Origin of the sequence: Burkholderia stagnalis (assembly GCF_902830275.1) — a bacterium.
In the GTDB taxonomy this organism is placed as follows: domain Bacteria; phylum Pseudomonadota; class Gammaproteobacteria; order Burkholderiales; family Burkholderiaceae; genus Burkholderia; species Burkholderia stagnalis.
In genome coordinates this window covers 1-14,687 of sequence record NZ_CADESW010000028.1, presented here as the reverse complement: position 1 = coordinate 14,687, position 14,687 = coordinate 1, and the positions used below count along the sequence as shown (strand labels likewise).

Below are 14,687 nucleotides of genomic sequence, written 5' to 3'. Positions count from 1 at the left end.
CATCCTTGTTACCTTTCCTTTACCGCAGCTTGAGGGTGGTCAGACCGAACAGGCACAGCATCAGCGTGATGATCCAGAAACGCACGACCACCTGCGTTTCCTTCCAGCCGGACAATTCGAAATGGTGATGCAGCGGCGCCATCTTCAGCAGGCGCCGCCCTTCGCCGTAGCGCTTCTTCGTGTACTTGAACCACGAAACCTGCAGCATCACCGACAGCGTTTCCGCGACGAAGATGCCGCCCATGATGAACAGCACGATTTCCTGGCGCACGATCACCGCGACCGTGCCGAGCGCGCCGCCGAGCGCCAGCGCGCCGACGTCGCCCATGAACACCTGCGCGGGGTGCGTGTTGTACCAGAGGAACGCGAGCCCTGCCCCGCCCATCGCGGAACAGAAGATCAGCAGCTCGCCCGCGCCCGGGATGTGCGGGAACAGCAGGTATTTCGAGTAGACCGCGCTGCCCATCACGTACGCGAACACGCCCAGCGATGCGCCGACCAGCACGACCGGCATGATCACGAGGCCGTCGAGGCCGTCGGTCAGGTTCACCGCGTTGCTCGCGCCGACGATCACGAAGTAGGTCAGCACGATGAAGCCCCATACGCCGAGCGGGTAGCTGATCGACTTCAGGAACGGCAGCATCAGGTCGGCACGCGCCGGAAGCCCCATCGACAGGCCGCTCCGCACCCACGCCATGAACAGGTCGAACACGCGCACGTTGTTCGCCTCGGACACGCTGAATGCGAGGTAGACGGCTGCGAACAGGCCGATCACCGACTGCCAGAAATACTTCTCGCGCGACGACATCCCGCGCGGGTCCTTGTGGACGACCTTGCGGTAGTCGTCGACCCAGCCGATCACGCCGAAGCCGAACGTGACGAGCATCACGATCCAGATGAAGCGGTTCGTCAGGTCGCCCCACAGCAGCGTCGCGACCGCGATGCCGATCAGGATCAGCACGCCGCCCATCGTCGGCGTGCCGGACTTGACGAGGTGGGTCTGCGGGCCGTCCTTGCGCACGGCCTGCCCGACCTTCATCGCGGTCAGCTTGCGGATCACCCACGGTCCGCACACGAGCCCGATCCCGAGCGCGGTGATGGTGGCCATCACCGCACGGAACGTGAGGTACGTGAACAAGCGCAAAAAGCTTGCGTCGCCCTGCAGCCATTGCGCCAGCGCCAGCAGCATGCTTCCTTCCTTCTACTCAGTGTGCGGCGGGCGCCGTGCCCGCCGCGGGTTGGTTCGTCAGCGCGTCGACCACGCGCTCCATCTTCATGTACCGCGATCCCTTCACGAGCACCGTCGCCTGCGCGCCGTAGCCCGCCGCCTGCAGCGCGACAACCAGCGCGTCGACGTCGCCGAAATGGCGGGCCGCGTCGCCGTATGCCGAGCATGCGTCGCGCGACGCGTCGCCGAGCGCGAACAGCGCATCGATGCCGCGCTCGCGCGCATACGCGCCCACCTCGCGGTGGAACGCCGGGCCCTCGTCGCCGACCTCGCCCATGTCGCCGATCACCAGCACGCGCGGCGCCGGCTGCGACGCGAGCACGTCGATCGCCGCGCGCATCGAATCGGGGTTCGCGTTGTAGGTATCGTCGACGACCGTCGCGCCTGCGAGGCTGCCGACGCTCGCCTGCCGGACCTGCAGGCGACCCTTGACGGGCTCGAATGCCTCCAGGCCCTGCTTGATCGCCGCGGGCTCGACGCCCGCCGCCAGCGCCGCGGCCGTTGCCGCGAGCGCGTTGCGCGCGTTGTGCTCGCCGAGCGCGCGCAGCCGCACCGCGATCGGCCCGGCCGGCGTGTCGATCGCGAGCTCGCCGCCGTGCAGCCGGCCCGTCACCTGCGCCGCGGCCTGCCGCTCGCCGTCGTGCAACGCGAAGTCGACGATCGGGTTGCCGGTCGCCGCGACGCGCCAGATGCCCGCATACGCGTCGTCGGCCGGGAACACCGCGACGCCGTCCGGCGCCAGCGCATGGATCACGGCCGCATGTTCGAGCGCGACGGCTTCGACCGTCGCCATGAATTCCTGGTGCTCGCGCTGCGCGTTGTTGACGAGCGCGACCGTCGGCGCCGTGATGCGCGCGAGCACGTCCGTCTCGCCCGGGTGATTCATCCCGAGCTCGATCACCGCCAGCCGGTGCGAAGCGTTCAGGCGCAGCAGCGTCAACGGCAGGCCGACGTCGTTGTTGAGGTTGCCGGCCGTCGCGAGCCGCGCCTGCACGCCTGCCGCGGCGGCGAAGATCGACGCGATCATTTCCTTGACGGTCGTCTTGCCGTTGCTGCCCGTCACCGCGACCACCGGCAACGCGAATCGTTTGCGCCAGCCGTGTGCAAGGGCACCGAGCGCGGCCCGTGTTTCGCCGCCCTCGATCGTCGGCATCGCGAGGCCCGCCGGCGTGTGCGCGACGAGCGCCGCGGCCGCGCCGCGCGCCGCGACGTCGCCGAGGAAATCGTGCGCGTCGAAGCGCTCCCCTTTCAGCGCGACGAACAGGTCGCCCGGGCCCGCCGTGCGGCTGTCCGTCGACACGCGCTCGAACGTCACGCCCGCGTCGCCCCTGACGGTCGCGCCGGGAATCAGGCGCGCGGCTTCACCAAGGCTCAGCATCGTCATTCGCCACCTCCCTTGCCGTGCGTCGCGCGCGCTGCGAGCGCAAGCCGCGCGTGGTCCTGGTCGGAGAATGTGCGCTTCTTGCCCATGATTTCCTGCGTTGCCTCGTGCCCCTTGCCGGCCAGCACGACGACGTCCTCGCGCGCCGCGCCGCGCACCGCCTGCAGGATCGCGCTCGCGCGGTCCTCGATGCGGCGCGCGTTGCCGGGCGCGCGCATGCCGGCGACGACCTGGTCGATGATGTGCTGCGGATCCTCGCTGCGCGGGTTGTCGCTCGTGACGACCACCTCGTCGGCCAGCCGCTCGGCAATCGCCCCCATCAGCGGGCGCTTGGTCGCGTCGCGGTCGCCGCCGCAGCCGAACATGCAGACGAGCGCGCCGCCGCGCGCGGCGGCGATCGGGCGCAGCGCGTCGAGCGTCTTCTCGAGCGCGTCGGGCGTATGCGCGTAGTCGATCACGACGAGCGGCTCGTCGTTCTGCAGGCGGCCGCCGAGGCGCTGCATCCGGCCGTTGACCGACTCGAGCCGCGCGATCTCGGCCAGCGCCGCATCGAACGGCACGTCGGCCGCGAGCAGCGTGCCGAGCACCGCGAGCAGGTTGCTGATGTTGAAGGTGCCGAGCGTGCCGACTTCGACGTCCGCGTCGCCCCACGACGATCGCAGGCGGAACGCGGTGCCGGTCGCGGTCGCGCGCACGTCGTGCGCCGTCAGGTCGCGATCGGCGCCAGCCGCCGGTGCATCGCCGATTCCGTATGCAATCGTGCGCACGCGCCCGGCCAGCTTTTCGAGCACGCGGCGGCCCGCCGGATCGTCGCGATTGACGACCGCGGCGCGCAGCCCGCGCCATGCGAACAGCTTCGCCTTCGCGGCTTCGTATGCGTCGAACGTGCCGTGATAGTCGAGGTGATCCTGCGTGAGGTTCGTAAACACCGCGATGTCGAACGCGGTGCCGTTCACGCGCCCCTGATGCAGCGCGTGCGACGACACCTCCATCGCCACCGCCTTCGCGCCCGCGTCGCGCAGTTGCGCGAGGCTGCGCTGCAGCTGCGGCGCGTCGGGCGTCGTGAAGCCGGTCGGCACGAGGTGGCCCGGCATCCCGCTGCCGAGCGTGCCGATCAGCGCGCACGGCTGATGCAGCGCGGTCAGCGCGGCGGCGATCCAGTGCGTGCACGACGTCTTGCCGTTGGTGCCCGTGACACCCACCGTGAGCAGGCTGTCGCTCGGGTCGCCATACCAGCCGCTGGCGATGTCGCCGGCGAGCTCGTTCAGCGCCGGCACCGCGAGCGCGAGCGGCGCGGCCGGCGCCGCGGCGAGGCCGTCCGGCTGATACAGCACGGCGGCCGCGCCGCCTGCGACGGCGTCGGGAATGAAAGCGCGATTGTCTGCCCCGTCGACCGCGTACGCGAGGAACACGTCGCCGGCCTTCAGGCTGCGCGTATCCGCATGCAATTGCGCCGCGGGGGCCACATGCTGACGCAGCCACGCAAGCGCGGCTGCGATTTGCTGGTGCGCCGGATGGGAACTGCGAGCGGCGCTCATCGAATCACTCCAGGAGAATTGCGTGTCGTACTGGACACGATCATATGCTTCGCTCCCGCGCCCGCGGCAAGCTTTTGCGGCCCGCCCGCGGCCGGCGCGGGGGCCGTATCGTCGGACACCACCAGCTGCTTGACCGGCATGTTCGGCGGTACGTTCAGCGCGCGCAGCGCATCGCCCGCGATCGTCGAGAACACCGGCCCCGACACCTGCCCGCCGAAGTGGCTGCCGGCCGTCGGCTCGTCGACCGACACGGCGACCACGATGCGCGGATTCGGCATCGGCGCCATGCCGACGAACGATGCCCGGTACTTGCGGGTGTAGCCGTGGCCTTCGTGCTTGTACGCGGTACCGCTCTTGCCGCCGACGCGGTAGCCCGGCACGGCGGCGTCCGGCGACGTGCCGCCCGGCGCGACGACGGTCTCGAGCATCGCGCGCACCTGGCGCGCGGTGGACGGCGCGAAGATCTGCGGCCCCGTGACCGGCTGCGCGGTGTCGGTCTTGAAGATCGTCACCGGCATCAGCTCGCCGTCGTGCGCGATCGCGGTGTACGCGCGCGCGAGCTGGAACAGCGACGCGGACAGGCCGTAGCCGTACGACATCGTCGCCTGCTCGATCCGGCGCCAGTTCTTCCACGGCCGCAGGCGGCCGGCCGCCGCCCCCGGGAAGCCGACCTTCGGCGCCTGGCCGAGCCCGATGCTCGTATACATATTCCACATTTCCTCGGGCTTCATCGTCATCGCGATCTTCGTCGCGCCGATGTTGCTCGATTTCTGGATCACGCCGCCGACGGTCAGCGTGCCGAAGCCCGCGTCGTCGGTAATCGGTGCGCCGTCCAGCACGAAGCGGCCGCCGCCCGTTTCGACGAGCGTGTTCGGCGTCACGCGATGCAGGTCGAGCGCGAGCGACACCGTAAACGGCTTCATGATCGAGCCCGGCTCGAACACGTCGGTCAGGATCCGGTTGCGCAGCTGCTCGCCGGTCAGGTGCGAGCGGTCGTTCGGGTTGTACGTCGGATAGTTGACGAGCGCGAGCACCTCGCCGGTACGCACGTCGACGACCATCGCCGCCCCCGCCTTCGCCTTGAACTTCTCGACCGCGGATTTCAGGTTCGCGTACGCGATGTACTGGATCTTGCTGTCGATCGACAGGTCGACGTCGGTGCCGTTGTGCGGCGGCAGTTGCTCGGCGACGTCCTCGACGATGTGGCCGAGCCGGTCCTTGATGACGCGGCGCACGCCCGACGTGCCGGACAGCAGCTTCTGGTCGCCCAGCTCGACGCCTTCCTGGCCCTCGTCCTCGACGTTCGTGAAGCCGATCAGGTGCGCGGTGATCTCGCCTTCCGGATAGAAGCGCTTGTATTCGTTGCGCTGGTACACACCCGGGATGTCGAGCGCCGCGACCTTGTCCGCGATGTCGGTCGGCACCTGGCGCTTCACGTAGACGAAACCCTTGTCTTCCGACAGCTTCGCGCGCAGCTCCTTCTGCGTCATGCCGAGCAGCGTGCCGAGCCGGTTGACCTTGTCCGCGCCGAGATCGTCCGGCACGGCGTCCGGAATCGCCCAGATCGCGCGCACCGGCAGGCTCGTCGCGAGCACGAGGCCGTTGCGGTCGAGGATCTTGCCGCGCGTCGCCGGCAGCTCGATCGTGCGCTGGTAGCGGCTTTCGCCCTGCTTCTGATAGAAACCGTTGCCGGGCCCCTGGATCCAGAACGCGCGCGCGGCGAGCGCGACGAACGCCATGAACAGCAGGAACACGACGAGCTTGGAGCGCCACATCGGCAGGTGCACCGACAGCACCGGGCTCGACGCGAACTTCACGTTCTGGCGCTTCTGCGACGGCTTCATCGCGCGCTCCCCCTGGCCTTGCCCGCGGCCGCATCCGCCGATGCCGGGATCGGCGCGTCGATCGCGTTCGCGGCGCCCGGCTGCAGCGTCAGGTACTGCGTGCGGCCGGTCGTGATCGACTGCATCTTCAGCGAATCGTTCGCGAGCTGCTCGATGCGCGACGTCTTCGACAGCGCGCTCTGCTGATACTGAAGCTGCGCGTAGTCCTGCTGGAGCTGGCGCTCCTGCGACTGCGCGCGCTGAAGCTGGATGAAAAACTGGCGCTGCTGGTTCGTCGAATTGACGACCGACAGCGCGCAGCCCATCACGATGATCAGAAGGAAGATATTGAAGCGGCTCATGGCGCGACGCGCTCCGCAATGCGCATCACGGCCGAGCGGGCGCGCGGGTTCGCGGCCACTTCCGCATCGCTCGGGAATTTGCGGCCGATCACCTTCAACGGGGGGCTCGGGAGGTCGACGGCGCGGATCGGCAGGCGACGATCGACCGCCGGCGCACTGGCGTGCGCCTGCATGAATCGCTTGACGATCCGGTCCTCGAGTGAATGAAAGCTGATGACCACCAGCCGCCCCCCTTGCTCCAGCAACGACAATGCCGCGTCTAGTACGACTTGCAGGTCCGCAAGCTCTTGATTGACGTGAATCCGTATAGCCTGAAAGGTGCGGGTTGCCGGATCCTTGCCCTTCTCACGGGTTTTGACGACGTGACCCACGATTTGGGCAAGCTCGCCCGTGGTGTCGAGAGGCCCAAGACGGTCGGACTCTGCCCGGCGAGCAACAAGCGCCTTTGCAATCTGAAAAGCAAACCGTTCTTCCCCATAATCCCGTATCACCTCCGTCAGTTCCTGCAGCGACGCCCGCGCGAGCCATTCGGCCGCCGACTCGCCACGCGTCGGATCCATGCGCATGTCCAGCGGGCCGTCCGCGCGGAAGCTGAAGCCCCGCTGCGGATCGTCCACCTGCGGCGAGGACACGCCCAGGTCCAGCAACACACCCGACACCTTCTCGACACCGCGCGCCGCCAGCGCGCCCTGCATCGACGCAAAGCTGTCATGCACGATCGAGAAGCGCGCATCCTCGATGCCCTGCGCCGTCTCGATCGCACGCGGATCCTTGTCGAACGCGATCAGCCGGCCGGCCGCCCCGAGCCGCGCGAGCACCGCGCGGCTGTGACCGCCCCGCCCGAACGTGCCGTCGACGTAGGTTCCGTCCGGCCGCGTCACGAGCGCATCGACCGCTTCGTCCAACAGCACCGTCCGATGCTGCAATTCATTTCCCATCGCGGGCGTCTCCGTCACCGCAATCAGAACGTGAAATTCTTCAGCGCGTCGGGCATGCCCTGCGCCATCGCTGCCTGCTCCTTCGCGATGTAGGTCTGCGAATCCCACAGCTCGAAGTGACTACCCATTCCCAACAACATGACTTCCTTTTCCAGCCCGGCCGCCATGCGCAGCTCGGGCGATACGAGAATCCGGCCCGCGCTGTCGAGATCGACATCCATCGCATTGCCGAGAAAAATCCGCCGCCACCAGTGCGCATCCATCGGCAGCGCGGCGATCTTGGCGCGGAACACTTCCCATTCGGGGCGCGGAAACAGCAACAGGCAGCCGTCCGGGTGCTTGGTCACAGTCACCCGTCCTTCTGCCTGTCCTTGCAGCGCTTCGCGATAGCGAGCCGGCACCGACATCCGCCCTTTCGCATCGAGCGTCAGCGCCGACGCCCCTTGGAACACTTTCCGCTCTCCCGTTCAGGGCACCGAAGCACCCGCTCAGTGCTGAGAATTTAGCCCGAATAGCCCGCCAAATCACACAAAAATACACTTTCTCACACTGTCTCCCACTTTAGAGGAAGGGTGTAGCACGGTCAAGGGAGCGGCCCGGTTTTTTGACGAATTTTGTTAGTTAGAACAAGGACTTACGCGCACATGCTCATGCGCCCCCTTATTCTAAAAACCGTTATAAATGAATGAGCTAGTGCAACTTGTGAAGGTGATACGTGAACAAGGCTGGCCAGATGGGCGTGCGGACGGGGCTTTCGGGGGCGGGAAAACGCGGAAAAAGCGGGCGGTATCGGCAGGCTCGATGGCAGAGCGGCGAACCTCGCCGCCCCACGGATTTCGTCAGAGATAGTACGCAGTGCTCGTCATGACTTTCGACGCCGCACGCATCAACATCCGCGCCGGCAGCGGCAGCTCGATGCCGCCCGCGTCGGTCGCGGCCTTGCCGTGTTTCACCTCGTCGATGCGCATCTGGTCGACGATCGCGCGCGACGCGGTATCGGTCGCCGGCAAATCCGACAGATGACCTTCCAGATGGCTTTCGACCTGGCGTTCGGTCTCGGCCATGAAGCCGAGGCTCACCTTGTCGCCGAGCGTCCCGGCCGCGACGCCGATCGCCAGCGCGCCCGCGTACCACAGCGGGTTGAGCAGGCTCGGGCGCGAATCGAGCTCCTTCAGCCGGTGCGCGGTCCACGCGAGGTGATCCTCTTCCTCGCGCGCGGCCTCCTCGAACATCGCTTTGGCACCCGACGTGCGGGCGGTCAGCTTCTGCGCCTGATACAGCGCCTGCGCGCAGATCTCGCCGACATGATTCACGCGCATGAGCCCGGCGGCATGCGTGCGCTCCGCCGGCGTCAGCTCGACGGCCGGGGGTTCGGCCGGCGCCGGCACGGGGCGGCTCATGCGGCTTACGCCCGTCAGCGACCGCAGGCCGCGGTCGAATTCGCTGATCAGTTCATCCAACACCATCCTGTTCTCCTGGCTGCTTTGCTCGCGCTTCCACACGCGGCGAAAACGCGTGTCCGCTACGTAACCGACTTGATTCTTCAGCGGAAATTGCGGTTAACCCGTGATTTTAACCATTGTTGCATAAAGGAAACATGGCGGCCTCGGGCGGGGGCGTTTCGCTTTGTGGCAAAAAGTCCTTTTGCTACATTACGTCGGACTTCACGCGAAGTTGAGGCGGGGATCATCGGCAGAACATAACTATTTGCCCCGCAACAAAAAATTCAGTGTTTCTTGGAGATCCGTTAATGAAAAAGTCGCTTCTCGCGCTCGTCGCGCTGGGCGCGTTCGCTGGCGCTGCCCACGCGCAAAGCACCGTGACGCTCTACGGCATCATCGATGAAGGCTTCATCTTCAACAACAACGCCAAGGGCAAGCACCTGTACGGCCTGGCCAGCGGTGTGATGCAAGGCAGCCGCTTTGGCCTGCGCGGCGCGGAAGACCTCGGCGGCGGCCTGAAGGCAGTCTTCGTGCTCGAAAACGGCTTTAACGTGAACACCGGCGCACTCGGCCAGGGCGGCCTCGAATTCGGCCGTCAGGCATATGTCGGCCTGTCGAGCGGCTTCGGCACGGTCACGCTGGGCCGCCAGTACGACTCCGTCGTCGACTTCGTCGGCCCGCTCGAGGCAGGCGACCAGTGGGGCGGCTACATCGCCGCGCACCCGGGCGACGTCGACAACTTCAACAACGCGTACCGTGTGAACAACGCGATCAAGTACACGAGCCCGACCTACAACGGCTTCTCGTTCGGCGGCGTGTACAGCTTCGGCGGGCAAGCCGGCCAGTTCGCGAAGAATCAGGTCTGGTCGCTCGGCGCCGGCTACAACAACGGCCCGCTGGTCCTCGGCGTCGGCTACCTGAACGCGCGTACGCCGGGCAACTTCGGCGGCATGTTCAACAACGGCGCGAACGCATCGACGTCTGTTGCATCGACGCCGGTCTACGGTCCGTACGCAGCGACCGCCAACACGTACCAGGTTATCGGTGCGGGCGGCGCCTACACGTTCGGCGCGGCTACGATCGGTGCGACATACTCGAACACGAAGTTCAAGGGTTTCTCGGCCGGCGGGTTCACGAACCAAACCGCGACGTTCAACAACGGAGAAATCAACTTCAAGTATCAGCTGACCCCGGCACTGATCCTGGGCGCGGCATACGACTACACGCAGGGCAGCAAGATCGACAACGCATCGGCAGCGAAGTACCACCAAGGCTCGGTGGGGGTCGACTACTTCCTGTCGAAGCGCACCGACGTCTACGTGATCGGCGTGTATCAGCACGCATCGGGCAATACGCTTGATCCCAAGACGAATCAACCGATCGCTGCAACCGCAGCGATCAACGGCCTCGACCCGTCGTCCACCAGCAACCAGGTGGCCGCTCGCGTCGGCATCCGTCACAAGTTCTAACCAGCTTGCCTGACAAGCCGCAACATCTTGAAGGCGCCTTCGGGCGCCTTTTTCTTTTCCGGCGCGGCGGTCGCGCCGACGCCGGCCCGCGGCCTGTCGTCCCGCCCTGCCGCTCGCCATCCCAGGACCAGAAACGAAAAAGCCCGGCCGAAGCCGGGCTTGATTCATTCCGTCAGCGCGTCATGCACGCCCGTCACGCAGTTCGCGCCGCAGGATCTTGCCGACGTTCGTCTTCGGCAATTCAGTGCGGAATTCGACGAACTTCGGCCGCTTGTAGCCGGTGAGCCGCTCCTTGCAGTACGCGAGAATGTCCTTGTCGGTCAACGCCGGATCCTTCTTCACGACGAACAGCTTCACCGCCTCGCCGGAATGCTCGTCCGGCACGCCGACCGCCGCCACCTCGAAGACGCCCGGGTGCGACGCCACCACGTCCTCGACCTCGTTCGGATACACGTTGAAGCCGGACACGAGGATCATGTCCTTTTTCCGGTCGACGATCTTCACGTAGCCGCGCGCATCCATCACGCCGACGTCGCCCGTCTTGAAGAAGCCGTCGGGGAACATGACCTTGGCGGTTTCCTCCGGGCGATTCCAGTAGCCGGCCATCACCTGCGGCCCGCGGATGCAGATTTCGCCGGGCTCGCCGAGCGGGACTTCGTTGCCCGCGTCGTCTCGAATCGACACTTCGGTCGACGGCAGCGGCAAGCCGATCGTGCCGCTGTACTCGGTGGCCGTCACGGGGTTGCAAGTCGCGACCGGCGACGTCTCGGACAGGCCATAGCCCTCGACGATCGCCGTGCGGGTCTTTTCATACCAGCGCTTCGCGACGCCTTCCTGGATCGCCATGCCGCCGCCGTTCGCGATCACCAGTTTCGAAAGATCGAGCTGATCGAAATCCGGGTGATTCAGCATCGCGTTGTAGAGCGTGTTGACGGCGGGAATCGTCGAGATCTGATATCCCTTCAGTTCCTTGATCATGCCGGCGATATCGCGCGGGTTCGGGATCAGGATCCCCATGCCGCCGGTGCGCATCGTCAGGAAACCGCAGACGGTCAGCGCGAACACGTGATAAAGCGGCAGCGCGACCACGGTCACGAACTGCTTCACGTCCGGATACTTCGCGTGTGCCGGGTGGTGCCACGCTTCGGCCTGCAGCACGTTCGAGACGATGTTCCGGTGCAGCAGCGTCGCGCCCTTCGCGACGCCGGTCGTGCCGCCCGTGTACTGCAGGAACGCGACGTCGTTCGGGCCGAGCTGCTGCGGCTTGAACGTCTGCCGCGCGCCTTCGGCGAGCGCGGCCTTGAAGCGCGTGTACGCCGGAAGCTGCCAGGCCGGCACCATCTTCTTGACGTTGCGCACCACATAATTGACGAGCCAGCCCTTGAGGCCCATCAGGTCGCCCATCGACGCGACGACCACGTGCTTAACGGCGGTATTCGCAATGACGGACTGCAGCGTCGCCGCAAAATTCTCGAGAATGACGATCGCTTCGGCGCCGCTGTCCTTGAGCTGATGCTCGAGCTCGCGCGGCGTATACAGCGGATTGACGTTCACGACGGTATAACCGGCTCGCAGCACCGCCGCGATCGCGACCGGGTACTGCAGCACGTTCGGCATCATGATCGCGACGCGGGCGCCCCGCGCCAGCCCGCGCGACTGCAGCCACGCGCCGAACTGGCGCGACAGCGTGTCGAGTTCGCGATACGTGATTGCCTTGCCCATGCAGACGAATGCGGTCCGGTCACGGTACTGGCTGAAGCTCTCTTCGAGCAGGCTGGAGACTGAGGGGTATGGAGACGCGTCAATTTCGGCTGGAACGCCGGGCGGGTACGATTTCAGCCAAATTTTTTCCATACTGCGCGTCTCCTCACGGATTTTCGAATGATCGTGCTGAAACGCATCGTAGCGGCTCGCCCGGCTTGAGACAACAGGGTTAGACACCCCCTTCGAACTTCCGGCGGGTGAGCGGGCGCTTGACCGATCTTTTCTCAAGTTCTCGCTACTTCGACCAAGCAGTCGTAAAACGTCGCCGAATTGCCCAGATCGGTCAGCGCCTGGCTCGTCACCTCGTTCGCATTTCGGCCGTCCGGCGACAGTTTCTTCCACCAGATCGACAAGCCGACCACGAGTCCGGCGCGGGCGCGGTCGGTCACCCGTGCGCGTGCCTGCATCGAACCCCGATCGTTGAAGACGCGGACGAGATCACCGTCGGCAATTCCGCGCGCGCCGGCGTCGTCGGGATGGATGTCGAGATGCGGCTGGCCTTCCGTATTGCGCAGGCTGTCGACGTTGACGAACGTGCTGTTCAGGAAATTGCGGGCCGGCGGCGAGATCATCGCCAGCGGGTATCGCACCGCGAGCTCGGGCGCCGCCTCCGCCGACTCGAATGGCGGCAGATAGTCCGGGACGGGATCCATGCCCAGCTCCGCCAGGACCGAGCTGTAGAACTCGCATTTGCCCGAAGGCGTGCGGAAGCCGCCGTTCGCGAACGGTGCATCGGGCAGCTTGAGCTTGACCCACCCCGCCTGCTTCAGCGTATCCCAGTCACTGTCGAGCGTCGGGTCGTCCCACCGGAGCGCCGCGCGCGCGACGTCCTCATCGCTCTCGTAAAGCGCCGGCTCGTCGAGCCCCATGCTGCGCGCGATGCCCCGGAAAATCTCCGTGTTCGGCCGCGTGTCACCTATCGGAGAAATCGCCGGCAGGTTGGCCATCACGTAGGTATGACCGTACGACTTGTGAACGTCGAGATGCTCGAGCTGCGTGGTCGCCGGCAGCACAATATCGGCGAAATCGACGGTATCTGTCTTGAAATGCTCGAGAACGACAGCGAACAGATCTTCGCGCGCGAACCCGGCGGCCACCTTCGACGAATCGGGCGCGACGGCAACCGGGTTCGAGTTATAGACGATCATCGCTTCGACCTTGGGTCCGAACGATGCGTCGCCGGGGTGCAGCAGCGCGTCCCCGATCGCGTTCATGTTGATTACGCGCGGCAGCTTGTGCGGCCAGCCCGGCATCAGGTCGGGACGCAGCAGCGCCGGCTGATTGACCGGCGCCCATTCCGACGAAGACAGCAGCAAGCCGCCGGCCCGGTCTCGCCACGCCCCTGTCAGCGCGGGCAAACTGGCAATTGCGCGCACCGCATTGCCGCCACCGCGGACGCGCTGCATGCCATAGTTGAGCCGGATCGACGCCTTGCGGGTAGCGCCGTAGCGGCGCGCGAGGTCGACCAGTTCGGCTGCATCGATACCGCAGATCTCCGCCACCCGTTCCGGCGAATAGGACATCGCTCGCGCCTTGAGCGCATCGAATCCAACCGTGTGGCGGTCGATGTAGTCATGATCGAGCAGGTTTTCGGTGATCAGCACATGCATCATGCCGAGCGCGAATGCGCCGTCGGTTCCGGGCTTCAATGCGATGTGCTGGTGGCATTTCTCCGCGGTAAGCGAACGATAAGGATCGATCGCGACAAGATGCGCACCGCGTCGTTTCGCCTCCTGGGCCCGCGTCCAGAAATGCAGGCTCGACGCAATCGGATTCGCGCCCCAGATCAGGATCAGTTCGCTCTCCTCGAAGTACTCGAGATGCATCCCGAGACTTCCGCCATACGTATAGCGCAGCCCGGCCGCGCCCGCGGCCGCGCAGATCGCACGCTCGAGCCGCGACGCGCCCAGCTTGTGGAAGAAGCGTTGCGCAATGCCTTCGCCCTGCACGAGCCCCATCGTTCCCGCGTAGCTGTAAGGCACGATGGCCTCCGGCGCGCGCTTCGCAATGTTGCCGAGACGGCGGCCGATTTCATCGAATGCTTCGTTCCAGCTGATCGGCGCAAAACGTCCTTCGCCTTTGGCGCCGATACGCTTGAGCGGGACGGTCAGGCGATCCGGATGATGCACCCGATCTGCGTAGCGGCTGACTTTGGTGCACAACACGCCCTGTGTCGGCGGATGATCGGGGTCGCCGGAGACCTTGAGCGCCTTGCCGTTTTCGACCGTCACGCGCATCGCGCACGTATCCGGACAGTCATGAGGGCATACGGCTCGCGCGAACTGGGTGGGAGCGTTCATTGTTTTGTACGCGGATATGGGGATGTGAAGATTTTACGGCCACGGTGAGCGGCGACCGTCTATTTTGCGCCGAGAAATTGCCTGGCGCTTTCGAGCGGAGTGGGCTGGATGGAGATGATGGGCGGGAGCTCAGGCTGAGCGGCCTGTTTGCGCTAACGGCAGTTGCGAGGAATCGAGGTGGCGCCCCTTGTCTGACGATGATCGCACCGGGCTTTTTCGAAGAAGACTGTGCGCCCAGATAGGTGCCCCGTTCGCTGCGCGCATTTCCGTGCCACAAATGCAAAAACCCCCGCCGGTTAGGCAGGGGTTTCTGGCTAAGGGAGCCTGACGATTACCTACTTTCACACGGGAATCCGCACTATCATCGGCGTAGAGTCGTTTCACGGTCCTGTTCGGGATGGGAAGGGGTGGGACCGACTCGCTATGGTCATCAGGCAAAGAG

Annotated in this window: 11 protein-coding genes and 1 rRNA gene; 1 reads left to right on the top strand and 11 read right to left on the bottom strand. The window is 65.8% G+C overall.

The annotated features are described in order from the left end of the window. Positions 1-19 precede the first annotated feature (19 nt). From mraY to coq7, 8 genes are all read right to left on the bottom strand, one after another. The gene (mraY, locus tag HWY45_RS32440; RefSeq protein ID WP_017333461.1) at positions 20-1,189 is read right to left on the bottom strand and encodes a phospho-N-acetylmuramoyl-pentapeptide-transferase; all 1,170 of its coding nucleotides are present in this window, start codon (positions 1,187-1,189) and stop codon (positions 20-22) included. 16 nt (positions 1,190-1,205) lie between these two features. Beyond that, positions 1,206-2,612: a UDP-N-acetylmuramoyl-tripeptide--D-alanyl-D-alanine ligase gene (locus tag HWY45_RS32435; RefSeq protein WP_059878679.1), complete on the bottom strand. Its 1,407-nt coding sequence runs from the start codon at positions 2,610-2,612 to the stop codon at positions 1,206-1,208. Next, complete coding sequence (locus HWY45_RS32430) at positions 2,609-4,147, bottom strand: UDP-N-acetylmuramoyl-L-alanyl-D-glutamate--2,6-diaminopimelate ligase (protein ID WP_059564598.1); 1,539 nt, start codon at positions 4,145-4,147, stop codon at positions 2,609-2,611. Before HWY45_RS32430 ends, HWY45_RS32435 begins: the two co-directional genes overlap by 4 nt. After that, positions 4,144-5,991: a peptidoglycan D,D-transpeptidase FtsI family protein gene (locus HWY45_RS32425; RefSeq protein ID WP_059878676.1), complete on the bottom strand. Its 1,848-nt coding sequence runs from the start codon at positions 5,989-5,991 to the stop codon at positions 4,144-4,146. Before HWY45_RS32425 ends, HWY45_RS32430 begins: the two co-directional genes overlap by 4 nt. Then, positions 5,988-6,332: a cell division protein FtsL gene (gene ftsL / locus HWY45_RS32420; RefSeq protein WP_059878673.1), complete on the bottom strand. Its 345-nt coding sequence runs from the start codon at positions 6,330-6,332 to the stop codon at positions 5,988-5,990. Before ftsL ends, HWY45_RS32425 begins: the two co-directional genes overlap by 4 nt. Beyond that, positions 6,329-7,270 carry a 16S rRNA (cytosine(1402)-N(4))-methyltransferase RsmH gene (rsmH, locus tag HWY45_RS32415; protein ID WP_059878780.1) on the bottom strand — a complete coding sequence of 314 codons (942 nt, stop codon included), beginning with the start codon at positions 7,268-7,270 and terminating at the stop codon, positions 6,329-6,331. Before rsmH ends, ftsL begins: the two co-directional genes overlap by 4 nt. A 23-nt stretch (positions 7,271-7,293) precedes the next feature. Next, positions 7,294-7,722 (bottom strand): division/cell wall cluster transcriptional repressor MraZ, encoded by a 429-nt coding sequence (gene mraZ, locus HWY45_RS32410; RefSeq protein ID WP_006400450.1) that lies wholly within the window; start codon positions 7,720-7,722, stop codon positions 7,294-7,296. A gap of 387 nt (positions 7,723-8,109) precedes the next feature. Further along, positions 8,110-8,736, bottom strand: coding sequence for a 2-polyprenyl-3-methyl-6-methoxy-1,4-benzoquinone monooxygenase (coq7, locus tag HWY45_RS32405; RefSeq protein ID WP_059564619.1), 627 nt, complete (start codon positions 8,734-8,736; stop codon positions 8,110-8,112). A 284-nt stretch (positions 8,737-9,020) separates the two neighbouring features. Here coq7 and HWY45_RS32400 point away from each other — a divergent pair, with 284 nt between their 5' ends. After that, on the top strand, positions 9,021-10,181 hold the full coding sequence (locus tag HWY45_RS32400; RefSeq protein ID WP_059878668.1) for a porin: 1,161 nt from the start codon (positions 9,021-9,023) through the stop codon (positions 10,179-10,181). A 180-nt stretch (positions 10,182-10,361) separates the two neighbouring features. Here HWY45_RS32400 and HWY45_RS32395 read toward each other — a convergent pair whose 3' ends face one another. The 3 genes from HWY45_RS32395 to rrf all read right to left on the bottom strand — a co-directional run bounded on the left by HWY45_RS32395 (position 10,362) and on the right by rrf (position 14,680). Then, on the bottom strand, positions 10,362-12,035 hold the full coding sequence (locus HWY45_RS32395) for a long-chain fatty acid--CoA ligase (protein WP_059878665.1): 1,674 nt from the start codon (positions 12,033-12,035) through the stop codon (positions 10,362-10,364). Positions 12,036-12,169: 134 nt separating this feature from the next. Next, positions 12,170-14,245, bottom strand: coding sequence for a molybdopterin-containing oxidoreductase family protein (locus HWY45_RS32390; protein ID WP_059878662.1), 2,076 nt, complete (start codon positions 14,243-14,245; stop codon positions 12,170-12,172). Between the two features lie 322 nt (positions 14,246-14,567). Continuing rightward, positions 14,568-14,680: ribosomal RNA gene (gene rrf / locus HWY45_RS32385) — 5S ribosomal RNA — on the bottom strand. Positions 14,681-14,687 lie beyond the last annotated feature (7 nt).

Coding starts and splice junctions, on each gene's coding strand:
- HWY45_RS32390 (WP_059878662.1), bottom strand. CDS start 14,245: ATGAACGCTCCCACCCAGTTCGCGCGAGCCGTATGCCCTCATGACTGT.
- HWY45_RS32435 (WP_059878679.1), bottom strand. CDS start 2,612: ATGACGATGCTGAGCCTTGGTGAAGCCGCGCGCCTGATTCCCGGCGCG.
- HWY45_RS32400 (WP_059878668.1), top strand. CDS start 9,021: ATGAAAAAGTCGCTTCTCGCGCTCGTCGCGCTGGGCGCGTTCGCTGGC.
- HWY45_RS32425 (WP_059878676.1), bottom strand. CDS start 5,991: ATGAAGCCGTCGCAGAAGCGCCAGAACGTGAAGTTCGCGTCGAGCCCG.
- rsmH (WP_059878780.1), bottom strand. CDS start 7,270: ATGGGAAATGAATTGCAGCATCGGACGGTGCTGTTGGACGAAGCGGTC.
- HWY45_RS32395 (WP_059878665.1), bottom strand. CDS start 12,035: ATGGAAAAAATTTGGCTGAAATCGTACCCGCCCGGCGTTCCAGCCGAA.
- HWY45_RS32430 (WP_059564598.1), bottom strand. CDS start 4,147: ATGAGCGCCGCTCGCAGTTCCCATCCGGCGCACCAGCAAATCGCAGCC.
- coq7 (WP_059564619.1), bottom strand. CDS start 8,736: ATGGTGTTGGATGAACTGATCAGCGAATTCGACCGCGGCCTGCGGTCG.
- ftsL (WP_059878673.1), bottom strand. CDS start 6,332: ATGAGCCGCTTCAATATCTTCCTTCTGATCATCGTGATGGGCTGCGCG.
- mraY (WP_017333461.1), bottom strand. CDS start 1,189: ATGCTGCTGGCGCTGGCGCAATGGCTGCAGGGCGACGCAAGCTTTTTG.